Source organism: Mycolicibacterium canariasense (assembly GCF_002101555.1).
Taxonomy (GTDB): domain Bacteria; phylum Actinomycetota; class Actinomycetes; order Mycobacteriales; family Mycobacteriaceae; genus Mycobacterium; species Mycobacterium canariasense.
Window position 1 is genome coordinate 123,886 of record NZ_LQOL01000079.1, and the last position, 17,621, is coordinate 141,506.

General features: G+C 67.0%; 16 protein-coding genes and 1 pseudogene. 11 read left to right on the forward strand and 6 right to left on the reverse strand.

Annotation, left to right across the window (positions count from 1 at the left end; genetic code table 11):
* Positions 1–6 precede the first annotated feature (6 nt).
* Positions 7–825 (forward strand): ATP-binding cassette domain-containing protein, encoded by an 819-nt coding sequence (locus AWB94_RS27060; RefSeq protein ID WP_062657885.1) that lies wholly within the window; start codon positions 7–9, stop codon positions 823–825.
* A 55-nt stretch (positions 826–880) separates the two neighbouring features.
* Here the strand turns inward: AWB94_RS27060 and AWB94_RS27065 are convergent, their stop codons facing one another.
* Positions 881–1,798, reverse strand: a complete 918-nt coding sequence (locus AWB94_RS27065) for an AraC family transcriptional regulator (RefSeq protein WP_062657884.1) — start codon at positions 1,796–1,798, stop codon at positions 881–883.
* 142 nt (positions 1,799–1,940) lie between these two features.
* Between AWB94_RS27065 and AWB94_RS27070 the strand changes: the two genes are divergently transcribed.
* Complete coding sequence (locus tag AWB94_RS27070) at positions 1,941–3,023, forward strand: aldo/keto reductase (RefSeq protein ID WP_062657883.1); 1,083 nt, start codon at positions 1,941–1,943, stop codon at positions 3,021–3,023.
* 9 nt (positions 3,024–3,032) lie between these two features.
* Here the strand turns inward: AWB94_RS27070 and AWB94_RS27075 are convergent, their stop codons facing one another.
* Entirely contained in the window at positions 3,033–3,557 is a 525-nt protein-coding gene (locus AWB94_RS27075; protein WP_062657882.1) for a PaaI family thioesterase, read from the reverse strand.
* 92 nt (positions 3,558–3,649) lie between these two features.
* Between AWB94_RS27075 and AWB94_RS27080 the strand changes: the two genes are divergently transcribed.
* Genes AWB94_RS27080 through AWB94_RS27090 form a run of 3 tightly spaced genes read left to right on the forward strand, consistent with a single transcriptional unit; the run spans position 3,650 to position 6,383 of the window.
* Positions 3,650–4,384, forward strand: a complete 735-nt coding sequence (locus AWB94_RS27080) for a hypothetical protein (RefSeq protein WP_062657881.1) — start codon at positions 3,650–3,652, stop codon at positions 4,382–4,384.
* A 52-nt stretch (positions 4,385–4,436) separates the two neighbouring features.
* Entirely contained in the window at positions 4,437–5,420 is a 984-nt protein-coding gene (locus AWB94_RS27085) for a zinc-dependent alcohol dehydrogenase family protein (RefSeq protein ID WP_062657880.1), read from the forward strand.
* Positions 5,421–5,459: 39 nt separating this feature from the next.
* Entirely contained in the window at positions 5,460–6,383 is a 924-nt protein-coding gene (locus tag AWB94_RS27090; protein ID WP_062657879.1) for an NmrA family NAD(P)-binding protein, read from the forward strand.
* Here AWB94_RS27090 and AWB94_RS27095 read toward each other — a convergent pair.
* From AWB94_RS27095 to AWB94_RS27110, 4 genes are read right to left on the reverse strand one after another with little or no spacing between them, the layout of a single operon-like run.
* Complete coding sequence (locus AWB94_RS27095) at positions 6,380–7,363, reverse strand: Gfo/Idh/MocA family protein (RefSeq protein WP_062657878.1); 984 nt, start codon at positions 7,361–7,363, stop codon at positions 6,380–6,382. The two genes, AWB94_RS27090 and AWB94_RS27095, sit on opposite strands and share 4 nt — an antisense overlap.
* Positions 7,360–8,229 (reverse strand): sugar phosphate isomerase/epimerase family protein, encoded by an 870-nt coding sequence (locus tag AWB94_RS27100; protein ID WP_062657877.1) that lies wholly within the window; start codon positions 8,227–8,229, stop codon positions 7,360–7,362. Before AWB94_RS27100 ends, AWB94_RS27095 begins: the two co-directional genes overlap by 4 nt.
* A complete protein-coding gene (locus AWB94_RS27105) occupies positions 8,226–9,245 on the reverse strand; it encodes a Gfo/Idh/MocA family protein (RefSeq protein WP_062657876.1) in 1,020 nt (339 codons plus the stop codon). The genes AWB94_RS27100 and AWB94_RS27105 overlap by 4 nt, the downstream gene beginning before the upstream one ends.
* Complete coding sequence (locus AWB94_RS27110; RefSeq protein WP_062657875.1) at positions 9,242–10,399, reverse strand: phytanoyl-CoA dioxygenase family protein; 1,158 nt, start codon at positions 10,397–10,399, stop codon at positions 9,242–9,244. The genes AWB94_RS27105 and AWB94_RS27110 overlap by 4 nt, the downstream gene beginning before the upstream one ends.
* Before the next feature lie 77 nt (positions 10,400–10,476).
* Here AWB94_RS27110 and AWB94_RS27115 point away from each other — a divergent pair, with 77 nt between their 5' ends.
* The 6 genes and pseudogenes from AWB94_RS27115 to AWB94_RS27140 all read left to right on the forward strand — a co-directional run.
* Positions 10,477–11,478 (forward strand): LacI family DNA-binding transcriptional regulator, encoded by a 1,002-nt coding sequence (locus AWB94_RS27115; protein WP_062657874.1) that lies wholly within the window; start codon positions 10,477–10,479, stop codon positions 11,476–11,478.
* Between the two features lie 109 nt (positions 11,479–11,587).
* The gene (locus tag AWB94_RS27120; protein ID WP_234811896.1) at positions 11,588–12,436 is read left to right on the forward strand and encodes a PfkB family carbohydrate kinase; all 849 of its coding nucleotides are present in this window, start codon (positions 11,588–11,590) and stop codon (positions 12,434–12,436) included.
* A gap of 298 nt (positions 12,437–12,734) precedes the next feature.
* Entirely contained in the window at positions 12,735–14,687 is a 1,953-nt protein-coding gene (locus AWB94_RS27125; RefSeq protein WP_234811897.1) for a 2-oxoacid:acceptor oxidoreductase subunit alpha, read from the forward strand.
* Positions 14,684–15,763 (forward strand): 2-oxoacid:ferredoxin oxidoreductase subunit beta, encoded by a 1,080-nt coding sequence (locus AWB94_RS27130; RefSeq protein ID WP_062657872.1) that lies wholly within the window; start codon positions 14,684–14,686, stop codon positions 15,761–15,763. The genes AWB94_RS27125 and AWB94_RS27130 overlap by 4 nt, the downstream gene beginning before the upstream one ends.
* Positions 15,764–15,782: 19 nt before the next feature.
* Complete coding sequence (mobA, locus tag AWB94_RS27135) at positions 15,783–16,352, forward strand: molybdenum cofactor guanylyltransferase (protein ID WP_084395297.1); 570 nt, start codon at positions 15,783–15,785, stop codon at positions 16,350–16,352.
* A gap of 1,048 nt (positions 16,353–17,400) precedes the next feature.
* Positions 17,401–17,550, forward strand: a pseudogene (locus tag AWB94_RS27140) (transglycosylase family protein); the annotation flags it as partial.
* Positions 17,551–17,621: the final 71 nt, after the last annotated feature.

The window sequence follows — 17,621 nt, forward strand, 5'->3', positions numbered from 1 at the left end:
ATCGTCGTGACTACTGCTGCCGAGACCCCCATCGCCGAAACCCCCGCCGACGGCGCGGCGCCGCTGGTCGAACTCAAGCACGTCGGCAAGAGCTACGGAAACATCATCGCGCTCAAGGACATCAACCTGCGGGTGGGCGCCGGCGAGGTGACCGGCGTGCTCGGTGACAACGGTGCGGGCAAGTCCACGCTGATCAAGATCATCGCGGGCCTGCACAAGCCGACCGAGGGCGAGTTGCTCATCGACGGCAAGCCCACGACGTTCGATTCACCCAAGGATTCGCTGAACGCCGGTATCGCGACGGTGTACCAGGATCTGGCCGTGGTCGCTCTGATGCCGGTGTGGCGCAACTTCTTCCTGGGCAACGAACTGCGCAAGAAGGGCATTCTCAAGTCGCTGGACATCTCCGCGATGCGGGCGACGACCATCTCCGAACTGCACAAGATGGGCATCGACCTGCCCGACGTGGATGCCCCGATCGGTTCGCTCTCGGGCGGCCAACGGCAGTGTGTGGCCATCGCCCGTGCCATCTTCTTCGGTGCTCGGGTGCTGATCCTCGACGAGCCCACCGCCGCGTTGGGTGTCAAGCAGTCGGGCATGGTGCTGCGCTACATCACCGCGGCCAAGGAGCAGGGTTTCGGGGTCATCTTCATCACCCACAACCCGCACCACGCGCACATGGTGGGCGATCACTTCGTGCTGCTCAACCGCGGCCGGCAGAAGCTGGATTGCACCTACGACGAGATCACGCTGGAACACCTCACCCAGGAGATGGCCGGCGGCAACGAACTCGAGGCGCTGAGCCACGAACTGGGCCGCCGCTGACCCCCCAGCGGCTCGCCGAGGCTACGCTTTCTGACCGGGATCACCGGGTTTTCGGTCAGAAAGCGTAGTTTCGGCGTTCCGGGGCATGCTCGCGCAGCCGGGCCGCGTCCTGGCCGGGTGGTGTGCCGAACAACCGACGGTATTCGCGGTTGAATTGTGATGGGCTGTCGTAACCCACCCGGTGGCCCACGCCCGCGATATCGCCGGGTCGGGTGACGAGCAGCGATCGGGCCTGCTGCAGGCGAATCCGCTTCTGGAACTGCAACGGGCTCATCGCCGTGACGGCCCGGAAGTGGCGATGGAACGCCGACACGCTCATGCCCGACTTCCGGGCCAGATCCTCGATGCGCACCGGTTCGGCGTAGTTGTCGCGCATCCACCTGATCGCGGTGTTGACGTGGGTGAGCGTGCTGTCGGCGACGCCGATCTGGCGGGCGATCGCGCCCTGCGGGCCGGTGAGCAACCGCCAGAGGATCTCCTGTTCGACGAGCGGGGCCAGCACGGCCGCGTCGGCCGGGGCATCCAGCAGCCCCACCAGTCGGGTGACCGCATCCAGCAGGCCGGGATCGGCGTCGCCGGTGCCGAGCGCGGGGATATCGGCCGAGCCACGCGCCGACGGCCGCGGCGGCATGTGTAACAACAACGCCGACAGCGCCTCCGGGCGCAGCACCAGTCCCATCGCCAGTGCGGGACGGCCCGGACCGGTATCGAGATAGTGGCCGGTGACCGGCAGGCTCGCCGCGACGACCAGGCATTGCCCGGCGCGGTACTCGAACACCTCGTCCCCGAGCAGCAGTCGCTTGCCGCCCTGAGTCATCACGACGAGCAGCGGATCGGTCAGCGAGTAATCCGGGCCGGCCGCATCGACGACCTTCGACAGCAACAGGCCGTCGATGCGCGTGTGCAGGTCGGGGCGCGCGTGTACGTCGATCAACCGGCGGAGCTCGGACAGGGAATCGGTTGCGGAGCGCATGACTGACAGCCAACCATGCCAATGACATGATCCGCGCATATTCGGCAGGATTGTGCAATAACGCAGGTCGATCGATCTACCCGCCTGGTGCTTCCCCGGATGGAATGAAGAGGTCCAATTTCCCATCAGAAGGAGAAGTTCCATGTCACTCGACCACTACGTGACCCTCGGTCGGTCCGGCCTGCGGGTCAGTCCGTTCGCGCTGGGAGCCATGACATTCGGAGAGGATCCCGGTGCGGCCGGAACCAGCGTCGAGGAGTCCGAGCGGATCCTGTCGGCTTATCTGGACCGGGGCGGCAACTTCGTCGACACGGCGAACTTCTACACCAACGGGCATTCCGAGAAGATCCTGGGCGACTTCTTCGCCCGCAGCCCCGGCCGCCGGCAGCGCGTGGTGCTGGCCTCCAAGTTCTTCGCCAACCTGTACCCGGGCGATCCCAACGGTGGCGGCGCGGGCCGCTCGGCGATCATCGCCCAGCTGCACGAGACCCTGCGTCGGCTCCAGACCGACTACCTCGACGTGTACTGGCTGCACAACTGGGACCGGCACACCCCCATCGAGGAGACCATGCGCGCCCTCGACGACTTGGTGCGCGCCGGGACGATCCGCTACATCGGGTTCTCGAACACGCCGGCCTGGGTCACCGCTCAGGCCCAGACCATGGCCCTGCTGCGGGGGTGGACACCGTTGATCGCCTTGCAGGTCGAGTACTCGCTGTTGGCCCGCACCGTGGAAGGGGAGTTGGCACCGCTGGCGGCCGATCAGGGTATGGCGCTGGTGCCGTGGAGTCCGTTGAAGAACGGCTTCCTGTCCGGGAAGTACCGGCGGGGAAGTGTGGTGTCGGACTCGGCGCGGTCGGCTTACGTCGGTGGCCCCAGTGACGACGAGTTCACCGTCATCGAGACGGTCGGCGCCATCGCCGACGAACTCGAAACCAGCTCTGCAGCAGTGGCATTGGCATGGCTACGGGCCCGTCGGGGCACCGTCGTACCCATCATCGGGGCCCGGCGGCTGGCGCATCTGGAGGCCAACCTGGCCGGTTTGGACGTCGCGCTCACCCCGGAACAGTGCGACCGCCTGGATCGGGTGTCCGCGCCCGCGTTGAACTACCCGGCCGACCTCAACGGCGCGATGCGCGCCACCCTGCAGTTCGCCGGTACCACCGTGGACGGGCAACCGTCCGGGGTCTACCCGCCGCTGTTGGCCAGTGCGGTGCGGTACTGAGTGGGTGGCTCAGAGGTCGAAGATCAGCAGTGAGCTGGATGCCGTCGCGACGACCGAGCCGGCGGCATCTGTGACGACGCCCTCGGCGAAGCTGACGCGGGCACCGGACTTCACCAGCGTGCCGGTCGCCGTCAGCTCACCGATACCCGCGCGAACCGCCTTGAGATAGTTCACCTTGATCTCGATCGAGGTGTACCCCTTGCCTTGCGGTAGTGCACTGTGGGCGGCACATCCCGTGACGGAGTCGAGCAAGGTGCACACCAGTCCGCCGTGCACCGAGCCGATCGGGTTGTACGCGGATTCGTCCGGTGTGCAGGTGAACACCACCCGCCCCGGCTCCGCGGAGATCATGGTGAAATCCATCAGCCCGGCGATTGGTGGCGGTGACAGCGTTCCGTCGATCACCGCGTTCAGGTAGTCGACTCCGGCCATCGACAGGCCGATCGCGGTGGCCGGTGCGGGATCGTGCCAGCTGACGGTCTTGGTTCGTTTCTGGCCCCAACCGTCGGTGCTGCGGGTGGGTGCTGCGGTCATCGGTCCTCCGTTCACGAGTCTGGGTTGACAAAACTATACTCAGAGGGTGAGGGTGATCTTGCAACGCGGTACACCGGCACCCGGAGGGCACCATGACATTGCTCGACGACATCGTGAATGCCGCCGGCGGACTGGACCGCTGGCGGGCAGGCCAACAGGTGACGGGCACGCTGGAGAGCGGCGGCTCGTTGTTCGAGATGAAGAACATGCCCGGCCGGTCGAAGCGGGAGTTCGCCGTCGCCATGCGCGACGTCTGGGCGGCGGTGTGGCCGGCAGGTGAAACGTCGCATGTCGAGTTCACCGCGGACGGCACCGCGCTGGTCGCCGAGGACGGCACGGAGCTCGCGCGGCGGCACAACGTGCGGGATACCTTCGCCGGGCACGTCCTGGACAGCCCGTGGAATCCGTTGCAGCGTGCGTACTTCAGCGGATATGCGCTCTGGAACTACCTGAATCTGCCGTTCCTGCTGACGCTACCCGGGGTGCACACACACGCCATCGAGCCGATCGGCACCGGCGACCAGCGCCTCGTCGGCCTTGGCGCCACCATGCCCGCCGGGCTGCCCAGCCACTGCCGCCACCAGCAGTTCTACTTCGGCCAGGATCTGCTGCTGGCCCGGCACGGTTACCACCTCGACATCGCGGGCAGTGTCCCCGTGATCCAGTACGTCGAGGACCACGTCGACGTGGACGGACTGAAGATCCCGACGACGCGGCGTGCCTACCTGCGCGACGACCGGTGGCAACCACGGTCACAGCTGCCGCTGGTGTCGCTGTGGTTCACCGAACTACGCGTGGCTCACCGACTCCCACCGCACGTCCCGTGACCGCGATGCCAAATCCCTGACAACCCACTGCCTCTACTCGCAGGAGAGCCGCATGCAGCATCTGGTACTGACCGAATTCGGAGATCCCCAGGAGTCCGTTCAGCTGGTCGACGGCGCAGAGCCGGCCCCGGGGCCGGGCGACGTGGTGGTGCGGATGGAAGCCGCGGCCATCAATCCCTCGGATCTGCTGCTGATCGAGGGACGCTACCTGGCGCGCCCCGCCCTACCCGCGACCGTCGGCGCCGAGGGTGTCGGCATCGTCGAAGCCACCGGGCCGGGTGTGGACGACGCGCTCGTCGGCCGGCGGGTCGTCGTCCTGCCCACCTTCAAGTACGGCACGTGGTCACAGAAAGTGGTCGCCGCCCAAAACGATGTCGTCGTGGTGCCCGGAGACGACCCCGTGCAGTTGGCGATGTTGTCCATCAACCCGGTGACCGCCCACTTGTTACTGGAGCGGATCACCGCCCTGGAGATCGGGGACTGGGTGGGGCAGACCGCCGCCAACTCCGCGGTCGGGCTGCAGGTGATCACGCTGGCCAAGCGGCGCGGCGTCAAGACGCTCAACGTCGTTCGGCGCGCCGACGCCGTCGACGACATCCGCCGAGCCGGCGGAGATGTCGTCTTGGTCAGCGGACCCGACCTTGCGGCAGAGATCACCAGCGTGCTGGGCGAGGACAAACTGCGCCTGGTGCTCGACCCGCTGGGCGGTTCGGCCGCGGCCCCGTTGATCTCCACGCTGGAATTCGGTGGGTCCGTCGTCAGCTACGGCACCCTGATCGGTCCTCCGCAGGGTTTGACGCCCGCCGATCTGTTCCAGCGGGAAATCCGCCACACCGGATTCTGGCTCGGCAACTGGTATTTCCGGGCGCCGGCCCGCGAAATCCGCGCCATCTTGGGCCACTTGGCCACCCTGACGGCCGACGGTCAACTGCACGTACCGGTCGAAGCGACCTACCGACTGCACGACCACCACAAGGCCTTTCAGCACGCTCAGACGACACAACGCGGCGGCAAGGTCCTGTTCACGTTCGACTGAGGCAGCACTGAGATAGCACCCACACGATAGGAACTCGTCTTGACCAACCCGATCCTCATCACCGGCGCCACCGGACGTCACGGTAACACCGGGGAATACCTGGTACGCCGGCTTCGCGAGGCGGGCCACCCGGTACGGATCCTGGCCCGCCGGCGCAGCGAGCGAACCGAGGAGCTCGCGGCGCTGGGCGCGCAGATCGCGGTGGGTGATCTGCACGATCGACGCACCCTGGTGCCGGCCCTCGTCGATGTCGACCTGGCCTACTTCACCTATCCGATCGACGACGGCGTTGTGACGGCGGCGGCCAATTACGCTGCCGCCGTTCGAGAAGTGGGTCGCTCACCGCGCACCGTGGTGATGTCGATGGGACCCGCACGGCCGGACAGTCCGTCGAACCTGGGGCGCGCCCAATGGCTGGCCGAGCAAGTCCTGGACTGGGCCGGTCTCGATCTGCTGATCCTGCGGGTCGCGGCTTTGTTCCACGAGAACCTGCTGGTCCTGCACAGCCACTCGGTGCGCGAGTACGCAGTGTTCCGCAACTCGTTCGGCACGGGGAAGATCGCGTGGATCGGCGCCGGTGACGCCGCGGAACTGGCGCTGGCCGCCCTGCTGCACCCCGAACGGTTCACCGACACCGTGTACTTCGCCAAGGGTTCCGAGGAGTACAGCCACCTCGAGATCGCCCAGCTGCTCAACGAATCCACGGCGGGCACGGTCCACTTCGAGCCGATCAGCCGGGATCAGTGGCGCGACGATCTGCTCGCATTGTCCCGCATCCCGGGCGCCGACGCGGTCAACGCCGCTATGGCGCAGCACATTTCGGCGGTGGGCCAGATGGTGGCCGAGAGTGGCCGAGCGCTGCCGGCCGACCCGGACACCCTGCGGGAGCTCACCGGTCGAGAGCCGGTGACCATGCGGGAGTTCCTGCTGGCCAATCGGGAGGCGTTCATGCCGGTGTCCTAGCGCACCGTCAACCCCGCCGCCCGGTACACCGCGTCGACCAGCGCCATGTTGGCCACCGCGTCGTCGGTGCCGAACGGCAGTGGTGTGCCATGCTCGACGAGCGCGGTGAACGCCTCCAGCTGATAGCTGTAGCTCGGGCGGGTACCCAGATGCCGCATGGTGGCGCCGGTGGCCGTGGTCACGGTGAGCCGGTCGTCCTGGGCGGGATGGATGAAGTCGTGCACAAACGCGTCACCCTCGGTGCCGGTGACGCGCAGCGTGAATGAATAGTCCTCGGCCACCATCGAATTCGTCGACAGGCCGCGGGCCCCGCCCGGGAAAGCGAACTCGGCATCGCAGCGGGCGTCCACGCCGGGGGAGCGCTGCTCGGCGTGCGCCCGCACCACCGACGGTGCGCCCGCCACGCCGGGTACGTCGAGGCGGCCCAGCGTCCGCATGATGTGCACGGCATAGCACCCCAGATCCATGACCGCCCCACCGGCCAGCTCCAGGGACCAACGCGGGTCATCGGGAGCCGGTGCCGGCATCGCCATCCGCACCTCCACGGAACGGATCTCCCCGAGCGTGCCGTCGGCCGCCAGGCCGAATGCCGTCTGCGTCACCGGATGGAACGCGTAGTGGAAACCCTCCAACACGGGCACGCCGGCGGCCTGTGCCGCATCGGCGACCCGCCGCGCCTCGGCTTGGTTGCGGGCGAACGGTTTCTCGCTGAGCACGGGCTTGCCTGCCGCGATGGCAGCCAGGTTCCACGGCGCGTGCAGCGCATTGGCCAGCGGGTTGTAGACGATGTCGACTTCTGCATCGTCGATCACGTCCTGGTACGAGTCGAGGACCCGCTCCACGCCGTACTTGCCGGCGAAGACCTCGGCGCGGTGACGGTCCCGGGCCGCGACGGCCACCAGCCGGTGACCGAGTTCGGCCGCGGGACCCACGATCGCCAACTCGGCGATCCGGGAAGCACCCAGTACACCGATTCTCATGTGGTGACGCTGTTCAGGAACGCGACACTGGCCCGGACGTCGGCGACCGGTCCGTCACCGGCCGGGGCGCCGTCCAGGATGGTGTCCTGCTCCATCACGAACCAGCCATCGAAGCCGTTGTCGCGCAACACCGAAACGATGCCCGCAATATCGACGTCCCCGGTGCCCAGAGGCGTGTACATGCCCGCCTTGACGGCATCGGTGTAGCTGAGCTCGCCGGACTGCACCTTGGCGGCCAACGCCGCGTCGACATCCTTGAGGTGCGTGTGGGCGATGCGGCCGGGCACGGCTTTGGCCAGCTCCAGCGGATCGGTGCCGCCGATCAGCAGATGCCCGGTGTCCAGACAGAGCGGGATCGCCGAGCCGGCCAGCACCCGGTCCACGTCAGCGCGGGTCTCGACCATGGTGCCCACATGCGGATGCAACACCGCGAGCAGCCCGCGTGCCGAGACGATGTCGGCCAGCCGGTCGAGGTTGGACAGCAACGTGGCCCACTGGGTGTCGTCGAGCACCGGACGCGAGTCATACCCGTCCGAGCCGGTGGCCGCGGCCAGCACCACCACCCCGGCGCCCGCTGCCACCAGCGAATCCAGCGGGCCGGCAAGGTCTTCGGCGGGATCGTGTTCGGCGTCGTGCAGCACGACGGGGACGAATCCGCCGACGCAGGCCAGTCCGTGCCGGGTCAACACCGATTGCAGTTCGGCGGTGTCGGTGGGCAGGAAACCCTCCGGTCCGAGTTCGGTGGCGGTCAGCCCGGTGTCGCGCATCTCGGTCAGCACGCGCTCGGGGTCGAGTTGATAGCCCCAGCCGGGTACCTCACACACGCCCCACGAAATCGGTGCCCCGGCGATTTTGATCCCGCTCATGCGTTGCTTACCTTCTCTTTAACCGACTCAAGTGCTACCGGGGTGCCCCGGCGCAGGGATTCGGTGGCGGCCTCGGCCAGCCAAGCCACCTCGACGGCGTCTTCGACGGTGGCACCGGCAACCGGCGCGCCCTTGACCACCTGAAGGAAACCGGCCAGCTCGGTGCGGAAGGCCTCGGTGAACCGGTCCATGAAGAAGTTGTGCGCGGGCCCGGCCGGGAAGGTGTTGTCGGGGTCCATGTTTCGCAGCGGTGCGCCCTGGTCCCAGCCGGCGGCGACGCTGTCGTCGAAGCCGTGCACCTCCAGGCGGCAGTCGTACCCGCGGGCGTTGTACCGGGCGTTGGACACCACGCCGAGCGCCCCGCCGTCGAAACGCACCACCACCGCCGCGGTGTCCACGTCGCCGTACTCGGCGAACAGCGGATCACCCTGGACCGATCCGGTGGCGTACACCTCGACCGCGTTCTGGCCGGTGATCCAACGGATCACGTCGAAATCGTGCACGGCGCAATCCCGGAAGATGCCGCCGGAGCCCTTGATGTAGTCCAGCGGTGGGGGAGCCGGATCCATGGTGGTGCTGCGCACCGTGTGGATCAGGCCGAGCGATCCGTCGTCGACGGCCCGCTTGGCCGCGGCGAAGGCGGCGTCGAACCGGCGCTGGTAACCCACCTGCACCGGAACTCCGGAACGGGCGATGGCCGCGGCCACCCGAGCGCTCTCGGAAGCGGTGGAGGCGATCGGCTTCTCGCAGAAGGTCGGGATGCCCCGTTCCACCGCGGCCAGGGTCAGCTCGGCGTGGGCCGGTGTCGCGGCGGCCACCACCACACCGTCCACGCCGGAAGCCAGGAGCTCCTCGACCGTGTCGACGGCCTTGGCGCCGTGCTTGGCGGCGACGGCGGCGGCCACGTCGGTGCGCTCGTCGGTGATCACCAGCCCGTCCAAACCGTCGAGGGCAGAGAGGGTTTCGGTGTGGAACGCGCCGATGCGGCCCAACCCGATAACACCGAGGGTGGTCATGGAATTCTCCGTTCTTGCTGTTGGGTGAGGATGGTGTCGAGGTCTTCGGGGCTCAGGTCGTCGGCCAACGCGGCCAGCACGGTGTCGATCTGGCTGGGTGGTGCCAAGCTGCCGATGGGTTGGTCGCTGTCGAGGTTGGTGGGGAACGCGTAGCCCTCGGCGGTGGCATTGACCACATTGCTCAGATCGCGTGCCGGGCGCCCGGCACGCTTCATGGCCAGCAGCGCCGGGTACACGGCGCGCACCATCGCGGTGCGGTCCAGCGATTCCATGGCGCGGCCGAACGGTGAGGAGATCTGCAGCAGGTTGGCCATCCGCTTGATATCGGCCGAAACATTGCTGCCGGCACCGTGATACAGGGCGGGGTTGAAGAACACCGCATCACCCTTGCGCAGCGGCAGCTGGACGTGGTGCTCGGCGAAGAACTCGATGAACTCCGGCCGGTAGAAGGCGATATAGCCGGCCTCGAAGCGCTGGGAATGGGGCAGCAGCATGGTCGGCCCACTGGCCACCGGCATATCGCAGTGGGCGACGGCGCCCTGCAGCGTCAGCGCGGGGGACAGCCGGTGCAGATGCGCCGGATAGTCGCCCAGATGGTCGGTGTCGACGAAGCCCAGGTGATAGTCGCGATGCGGAACCTGCGCGGCGCCACCGGGATTGACGACGTTGACCTGCGAAGTGACCTGATACCGCGGGCCCAGCCAGGCTTGTGACACCAGTGCCAGGGTATCGGCGGCGTAGTACTGCGCGAACACGTCGGGGGCGTGGAGCGCGAGCTTCTGCGCGGCGTTCCAGATCCGGTCGTTGGCGCCGGCCTTGCCGAAGTGGTCACCGGCCGCACCGCCCGCCGCGCGCTGGGCGGTGATCAGTTCCTCGAACGCCGCCGTTGCGCTGTCCACCACGTCGTGTCCGAAGGCACCCTCGAAAACCACCACGCCGGGGCCGTCGCTCAGCGCGCGGATCAACTCGGTCTGCAGCGCGCGGCGATCGGCGCCGGCGATCGCCGCGGCCGAGTAGACCGGCACGTTGCGCCGGACGGCGGCGGCGTGCGGGTATTCGGCGGGATCGGTGTCGCGCAGCACCTGGGCCCGGAAATCCGCCAGCGAGCAGTCGGATTCGGTGATCCACGCGGATCGGGTGAGTGGTGCGACCATGCCCGTCAGTCTTGCTGTGTGCTGTGCCATAATCAACGGCAAAAAGCCATCAAAAAACCCTCAATGCAAAGGGCGTCGTGCACCGGTACAAGGTCCGTGAGATCGCTCAGCAGAGCGGGCTGAGCGAAGCGACGGTGGATCGCGTGCTCAACGACCGGCCCGGAGTACGGGAGAACACCCGGGCCGAGGTCCTGCAGGCCATCGCCGACCTGGACAAGCAGCGGGCGCAATTGCGGCTCAACGGCCGTCGCTTCCTCGTCGATGTGGTGATGCAGACACCGCAGCGATTCTCCGACGCGTTCCGGGCGGCCGTGGAGGCCGAGCTACCGGCATTCGCCCCGGCACTGCTGCGGGCCCGCTTCCATCTGTGGGAGTCCGGTTCCACCGCCCAGATGGTCGAAGAACTCGACCGCATCAAGGGCAGTCACGGGGTCGTGCTCAAGGCGCAGGACGAACCCGCGGTGGCCGAAGCGGTCGACCGCCTGGTGGCCGCCGGTGTCCCGGTGGTGACCTACACGACCGATGTGCCCACCAGTGCGCGCTGCGCCTACGTCGGCATCGACAACCACGGGGCGGGTGTCACCGCGGCCTATCTGATGGATCAATGGCTCGGGTCCTCCCGCTCAGGTGTGCTGATCACGCTGAGCCGGACCGTCTTTCGCGGCGAGGGCGAGCGCGAGGTGGGGTTTCGGTCCGGACTGCGGGGCACCGGCAGGGAGGTCATCGAGGTCAGCGACAGTGACGGCATCGACGCCACCAACGAGCGGTTGGTGCTCGACGCGCTGGAGCGGCATCCCGGGATCGAGGCGGTCTATTCACCCGGCGGTGGCAACACCGCCACGGTCGCGGCGTTCGACACCCTGGGCCGTCGATGCAGGGTGTTCATCGGCCACGATCTGGACGCCGACAACCGGCGGCTGCTGCGGGACGGGCGCATCTCGGTGGTGTTGCACAATGACCTGCGGGCCGACGCGCGGCTCGCGATGCGGGTGATCCTGGCCCAGCACGGCGCCCTGCCGGCCGAACCCGTCCGCCCGACGCCCATCCAGGTCGTCACGCCCTACAACGTGCCTGCCTAAGTGCCTGCCTGAGTGCCGGTCTAGCTGCCCGCCCAGACGCGGAATCTGATTCCGCGGCCATCGCGACTACGATTCCGCGAGAAAGTAAAGACATAAGGAGATCCGTTCGATGACGCCAGAGTTGGTCCCCGGCGTGACCGTGCTGGGCAACCTGGCGATCGACATCATCGACGGGGCCCCGCCCAGCCCCGGTGGATGCGCCTCCTTCGCCGGCGTGGCCCTGGAAGCCGTCGGGGTCCTCGGTCACATCGTGGCGATGGGCGCCCCGGACGACCACGAGCTGTTCGACGAGGTGCTGGACCGGTTCGGCGATATCGTGCGGTTCCTGCCGTCGGACCGCACCAGCGGTTTCCGTCTCGACTACGACGACACGGACCACCGCCGGATGTCGGTCGACGCGATCGGCCCGGTCTGGACGGCCGCCGATATCGACACCGACGACCCACGCACCACCTGGATTCACCTCGCCCCGCTGATGCGCACCGACTTCCCGGCCGGCACGCTGGCCCATCTGGCCGCGCGCGGGCACCGCATCGCCTACGACGGCCAGGGGCTGGTGCGGGCCGACCGGCTCGGCCCGCTCACGCTGGATCGCAACTTCTCGCCCGATCTGCTCCGGCACCTCGACATCCTCAAACTCGCCGAGGACGAGGCGGTCATCGTCGCCGACGGCGATTTCGACGCCTCCACCGCCGCGTGGCTGGGTGTCCCCGAGATCGTCGTGACCTACGGCTCGGAAGGGTGCGACATCTACAAGGACGGCACCGTGGTGCGGGTGCCGGCGGCGTGGCGGGTGCTGGGCGTGCAGACCACCGGTGCCGGCGACATGTTCACCGCCTGTTACGTGGCCAATCGCGCCGACGGCGCGGATCCGCACCGGGCCGCCGAACTGGCCAGCGAATTGGTGGCCAGGGAGTTGCAGAAGCGCGTCGAGGTGGGGTCGCCCGACCGAGTGTGACGCCGCCATGGCCTGCTAGAGTTGACGGGTGTCAACTTCAGATCCGGCGTACTGGCGCTCGGCTACCGGTGGGTAGCCACGTTCTTAGAGAATGACATTCTCGTTGACGTGATGAACGCCACAAATCTGGCAATTGGTGCCGTTTGCCACGTCTGTGAACTGCGTGTTCTTCTGCGCGTTACCCGCGTGTCGGCTGTTCGTGCTGGCAAAGCCACCCTAAGAGAAGTGCAATAATGGTTACCGGTAGTGACACCAAAAATCTTCGACGCAACGCCTCTCCTCGAAGCAGCCAGAGTTGATGGGGCGCGAAAGGCAGGAAGTCGTGGGCCAGAACGGCAACGGGGCCGCCCCGCGGCAGAAGCTGGAAAAGGTCGTCATCCGCTTTGCGGGCGACTCCGGCGACGGCATGCAGCTCACCGGCGACCGGTTCACCTCGGAGGCGGCGCTGTTCGGCAATGACCTTGCCACCCAGCCGAATTACCCCGCGGAGATCCGCGCACCACAGGGCACCCTGCCCGGTGTGTCGTCGTTCCAGATCCAGATCGCCGATTACGACATCCTGACCGCCGGTGACCGCCCCGACGTGCTGGTGGCGATGAATCCCGCGGCGCTCAAGGCCAATGTCGGCGACCTGCCGCGTGGCGGCCTGATCATCGCCAACTCCGACGAGTTCACCAAGCGCAACCTGGCCAAGGTCGGCTACGAGGCCAACCCGCTGGAGACCGACGAGCTGTCCGACTACGTCGTCACCCCGGTGGCGATGACGACCCTCACCCTGGGCGCGGTCGAGGCCATCGGCGCCTCCAAGAAGGATGGCCAGCGCGCCAAGAACATGTTCGCCCTCGGCCTGTTGTCCTGGATGTACGGCCGCGAGCTGGCCCACAGCGAGGCCTTCATCCGGGAGAAGTTCGCCCGTAAGCCCGATGTCGCCGAGGCCAACGTGCTGGCGCTGAAGGCGGGCTGGAACTACGGCGAGACCACCGAGGCGTTCGGGACCACCTACGAGGTCTCCCCGGCCAAGCTGAAGACCGGCGAGTACCGTCAGATCTCCGGCAACACCGCGCTGGCCTACGGCATCGTGGCCGCCGGCCACCTCAGCGACCTGCAGGTGGTGCTCGGCACCTACCCGATCACCCCGGCGTCGGACATCCTGCACGAGCTGTCCAAACACAAGAACTTCAATGTGCTGACCTTCCAGGCCGAGGACGAGATCGCCGGTATCGGCGCGGCCATCGGCGCGTCCTACGGCGGTGCGCTCGGCGTCACCAGCACATCGGGTCCCGGTGTGTCGCTCAAATCCGAGGCCATGGGCCTGGCGGTGATGACCGAGCTGCCGCTGATCGTCATCGACGTGCAGCGCGGCGGCCCGTCCACCGGTCTGCCCACCAAGACCGAGCAGGCCGATCTGTTGCAGGCGCTCTTCGGGCGCAACGGCGAATCACCCCTGGCGGTGCTGGCGCCGGCCACCCCGTCGGACTGCTTCGACATCGCCGTGGAGGCCGCCCGTATCGCGGTGCACTACCACACCCCGGTCATCATCCTGTCCGACGGCGCGATCGCCAACGGCTCGGAGCCGTGGCGCATCCCCGATATCGCCGGCTACCCGCCGATCAAGCACACCTTCGCCGAGGCCGGTCAGCCGTTCCAGCCCTACGCCCGTGACCCGGAGACGCTGGCCCGGCAGTTCGCCGTGCCCGGCACCCCCGGCCTCGAGCACCGCATCGGCGGCCTGGAGTCGGCCAATGGTTCCGGGGCCATCTCGTACGAGCCCAAGAACCACGACCTCATGGTCCGTCTGCGCCAGGCGAAGATCGACGGCATCAAGGTTCCCGACCTTGAGGTCGACGATCCGACCGGCGACGCCGAGTTGCTGATGCTGGGGTGGGGGAGCAGCTACGGGCCCATCGGTGAGGCCTGCCGGCGGGCGCGGCGCAACGGCGTCAAGGTGGCCCACGCTCAGCTGCGCTACCTGAACCCGTTCCCGGCCAACCTCGAAGAGGTGCTGCGGCGCTACCCGAAGGTTGTCGTTCCCGAGATGAACCTCGGCCAGTTGGCGTTGCTGCTGCGCGGCCGGTTCCTGGTCGACGTGCAATCGGTGACCAAGGTCGAGGGCATGGCGTTCCTGGCCGACGAAGTCGAGGGCATCATCGGCGCGGCGCTGGACGGCACGTTGCGGCAGAAGGAAACTGACAAGGCGAAGTTCGCACGGCTGGCCGCGGCCACCGTGGAATCTGTGGGAGCAGGAGCATGACCGACCTGATTGGCTCTGATCTGGGCCTCACCGAAGCCCTCAGCAAGACGGCCCTGGTCCCGACCACGGACCAGCCGCAGAAGGGCAAGGACTTCACCAGCGACCAGGAGGTGCGTTGGTGCCCCGGGTGCGGTGACTACGTCATCCTGAACACCATCCGCAACTTCCTGCCCGAGCTCGGTCTGCGGCGCGAGAACATCGCGTTCATCAGTGGCATCGGCTGCTCCAGCCGGTTCCCCTACTACCTGGAGACCTACGGCTTCCACTCGATTCACGGTCGCGCCCCGACCATCGCCACCGGTCTGGCGCTGGCCCGTCCGGATCTGTCGGTGTGGGTGGTGACCGGCGACGGTGACTCGCTGTCGATCGGCGGCAACCACCTGATCCACGCGCTGCGCCGCAACATCAACATCACGATCCTGCTGTTCAACAACCGGATCTACGGCCTGACCAAGGGGCAGTACTCGCCGACCTCCGAGGTCGGCAAGATCACCAAGTCGACGCCGATGGGCTCCCTGGACTACCCGTTCAATCCGGTGTCGCTGGCGCTGGGCGCCGAGGCCACCTTCGTCGGCCGGGCGCTGGACTCCGATCGCGCCGGGCTGACCGAGGTGCTGCGCGCTGCGGCCAGCCATCGCGGCGCCGCATTGGTCGAGATCATGCAGGACTGCCCGATCTTCAACGACGGATCCTTCGACGTGTTGCGCAAGGAGGGCTCGGAGGACCGGCTGATCAACCTGCATCACGGTGAGCCGATCACGTTCGGTGCCGATGCCCAGTACTGCGTGGTGAAGTCGGGGTATGGCCTGGAGGTCGCCAAGACCGCCGATGTGGATGCCGACCAGATCGTGGTGCACAACGCCACGCTGGACGACCCGGCGTACGCGTTCGCGCTGTCGCGGCTGTCCGAGCAGAACCTCGAGCACATGGTCACCGGAATCTTCCGCCAGGTCAGCAAGCCGACCTACGACGACGCGGCCCGTCAGCAGGTTGCCGACGCGCGCGCCGCCAAGCCGGGCGACACCGCCGCACTGCAGGCACTGCTTCGCGGTAAAGACACCTGGTCCGTCGACTAGTCACGCTAACGTCACCTAGGTGACGTCATCTCCGCCACTGGCAGCAGTTGTGTTGGCAGGCGGGGCGTCCCGCCGTATGGGTCGGGACAAGGCGACTCTGGTGCTCGACGGGCAGACGTTCGTGGAACGCGTCGTCGCGGCGGTATCCCAGCGGTGCGCGCCCGTGTTCGTGATCGCCGCGCCCGGTCAGGCACTTCCCGAGCTGTCGGCCGAGATCCTGCGCGACGAGGTGCGCGGTGTCGGCCCCCTGCTGGCCACCGCGCGGGGTCTGCGAGCCGCCGCGGATGCCGGAGCAGAGCGGGCGTTCGTCTGTGCCGTGGACATGCCCTACCTGTCGGCCGAGTTGATCGACGTCTTGGTCGCCGAGCCCTCGGTGGCCGATGTGATCCTGCCGTGGGACGGCCGCGATCACTACCTGGCCGGGCTGTACCGGACCCGGCTGGCCGACACCGCGGCAGAGCTGGTTGCGGCGGGGGAGCGCAGCATGCGCGCCCTGGTCGACGGCACCGCCGGGGTCGACACGCACCGTGTCGTGCTGGACGAGCAACGTGCACTGACCAACGTCAACACCACGGCCGAGCTGCCCTGAAGCTGGGTGAATTACCGCCTCGTGAGGCAGCAAATTGCGAATTTGGGCGGCTTCCGACTCGAATTCAATCCGGTATGACGTTATTGGCTTTTATCTCCGATCGATAACGGATCAGATTATTTTTTGTCTATTCACCGCCGGCCGCTGTAGCCGACGGCCGCACCCTTTCGATTGCATCCAAATATGTTGTACGACAACGGCATCGATGGACGGACTCGGCAGTGTGATGCGTGTGGTGCGCTGAAAGGCTCACGGACACAAGGAAGTAAGCCGCCCTAACTTCTGTCCGTGGTCGCCGCTTCCTCGGTGCTCGGCGCTCGGGGTGGCGACCCGCACGTCGAGCGGTCCACGATCGGCCGAATCTGGCGGTTACCCTTGCCCAGAATAGTTGCAGTGCAACATGTTCGAGCGTTGATCAGGCTTTCGGTCCGGTTGCGGCGGTTTGACTTGCGTTTCGGCTCGAATGTGCGCAAATACGCTGCGGGAAGCCAAGTTTGGTGAAACTTCGGAGTCGCGGATTCGCCCATGCCGGCCAGCGAACCCCGCCGGGGTAAAACCGCAGGTCAGCGTGCATGGGCGGCATACGGGGACGAAATGCCCGGGACGACGGGTCCGTAGCGTGGTCCAGCTCACAAAATTGCCGTGATATGAATCACCAAATGTTTGAGCGCGTCGGTTTCGGGCGCCCGCGTCAATCTTTGCGCTGACCTGCACAGTTGATACATAGTGAGCGTCGTTATCTTCTCGTGATCTTCTCGCGACATGTTCTAGATGTGATGTGACTTCGTCTGCTCGGTTTTGTACGTTTTCCTCGACTCCCCGACCGGAGCAAATAATTTCACATCACAACCTGCGTGTGTGCGGGGCTTCTGCGTCAAGGTCCGTGGAAGCGGCCGGGGTCCATTTCCCCGGCGAGGCGATGCCATGCCTCCCGCTGTCGTGCCCGACCGAGAAGGCACGGTCCAATTCCCGCCTGGGTGATCCAGGTATTGCACGCCCGCGTGGGCGCGGGCGTTCTTTTGGCGCGCGCTTGGCGAGAGGATAGAAGTTGAAGAACATCCGCACGACGTTCGGTATGGCCGCCATCGCCGGGGCGCTCGCAATTGCGCCCGTGGCATTGGGGGCGGGTACCGCCAATGCGGACAACGGTGTGAACTGGGATGCCGTCGCGGCCTGCGAGTCCGGCGGTAATTGGGCTCTTCACAGATGAGGGTGTAGAGGTGGTTGGCGCGTCGTTGCCGGGATAGAGGTCGAGGTCTCTCGAAAATG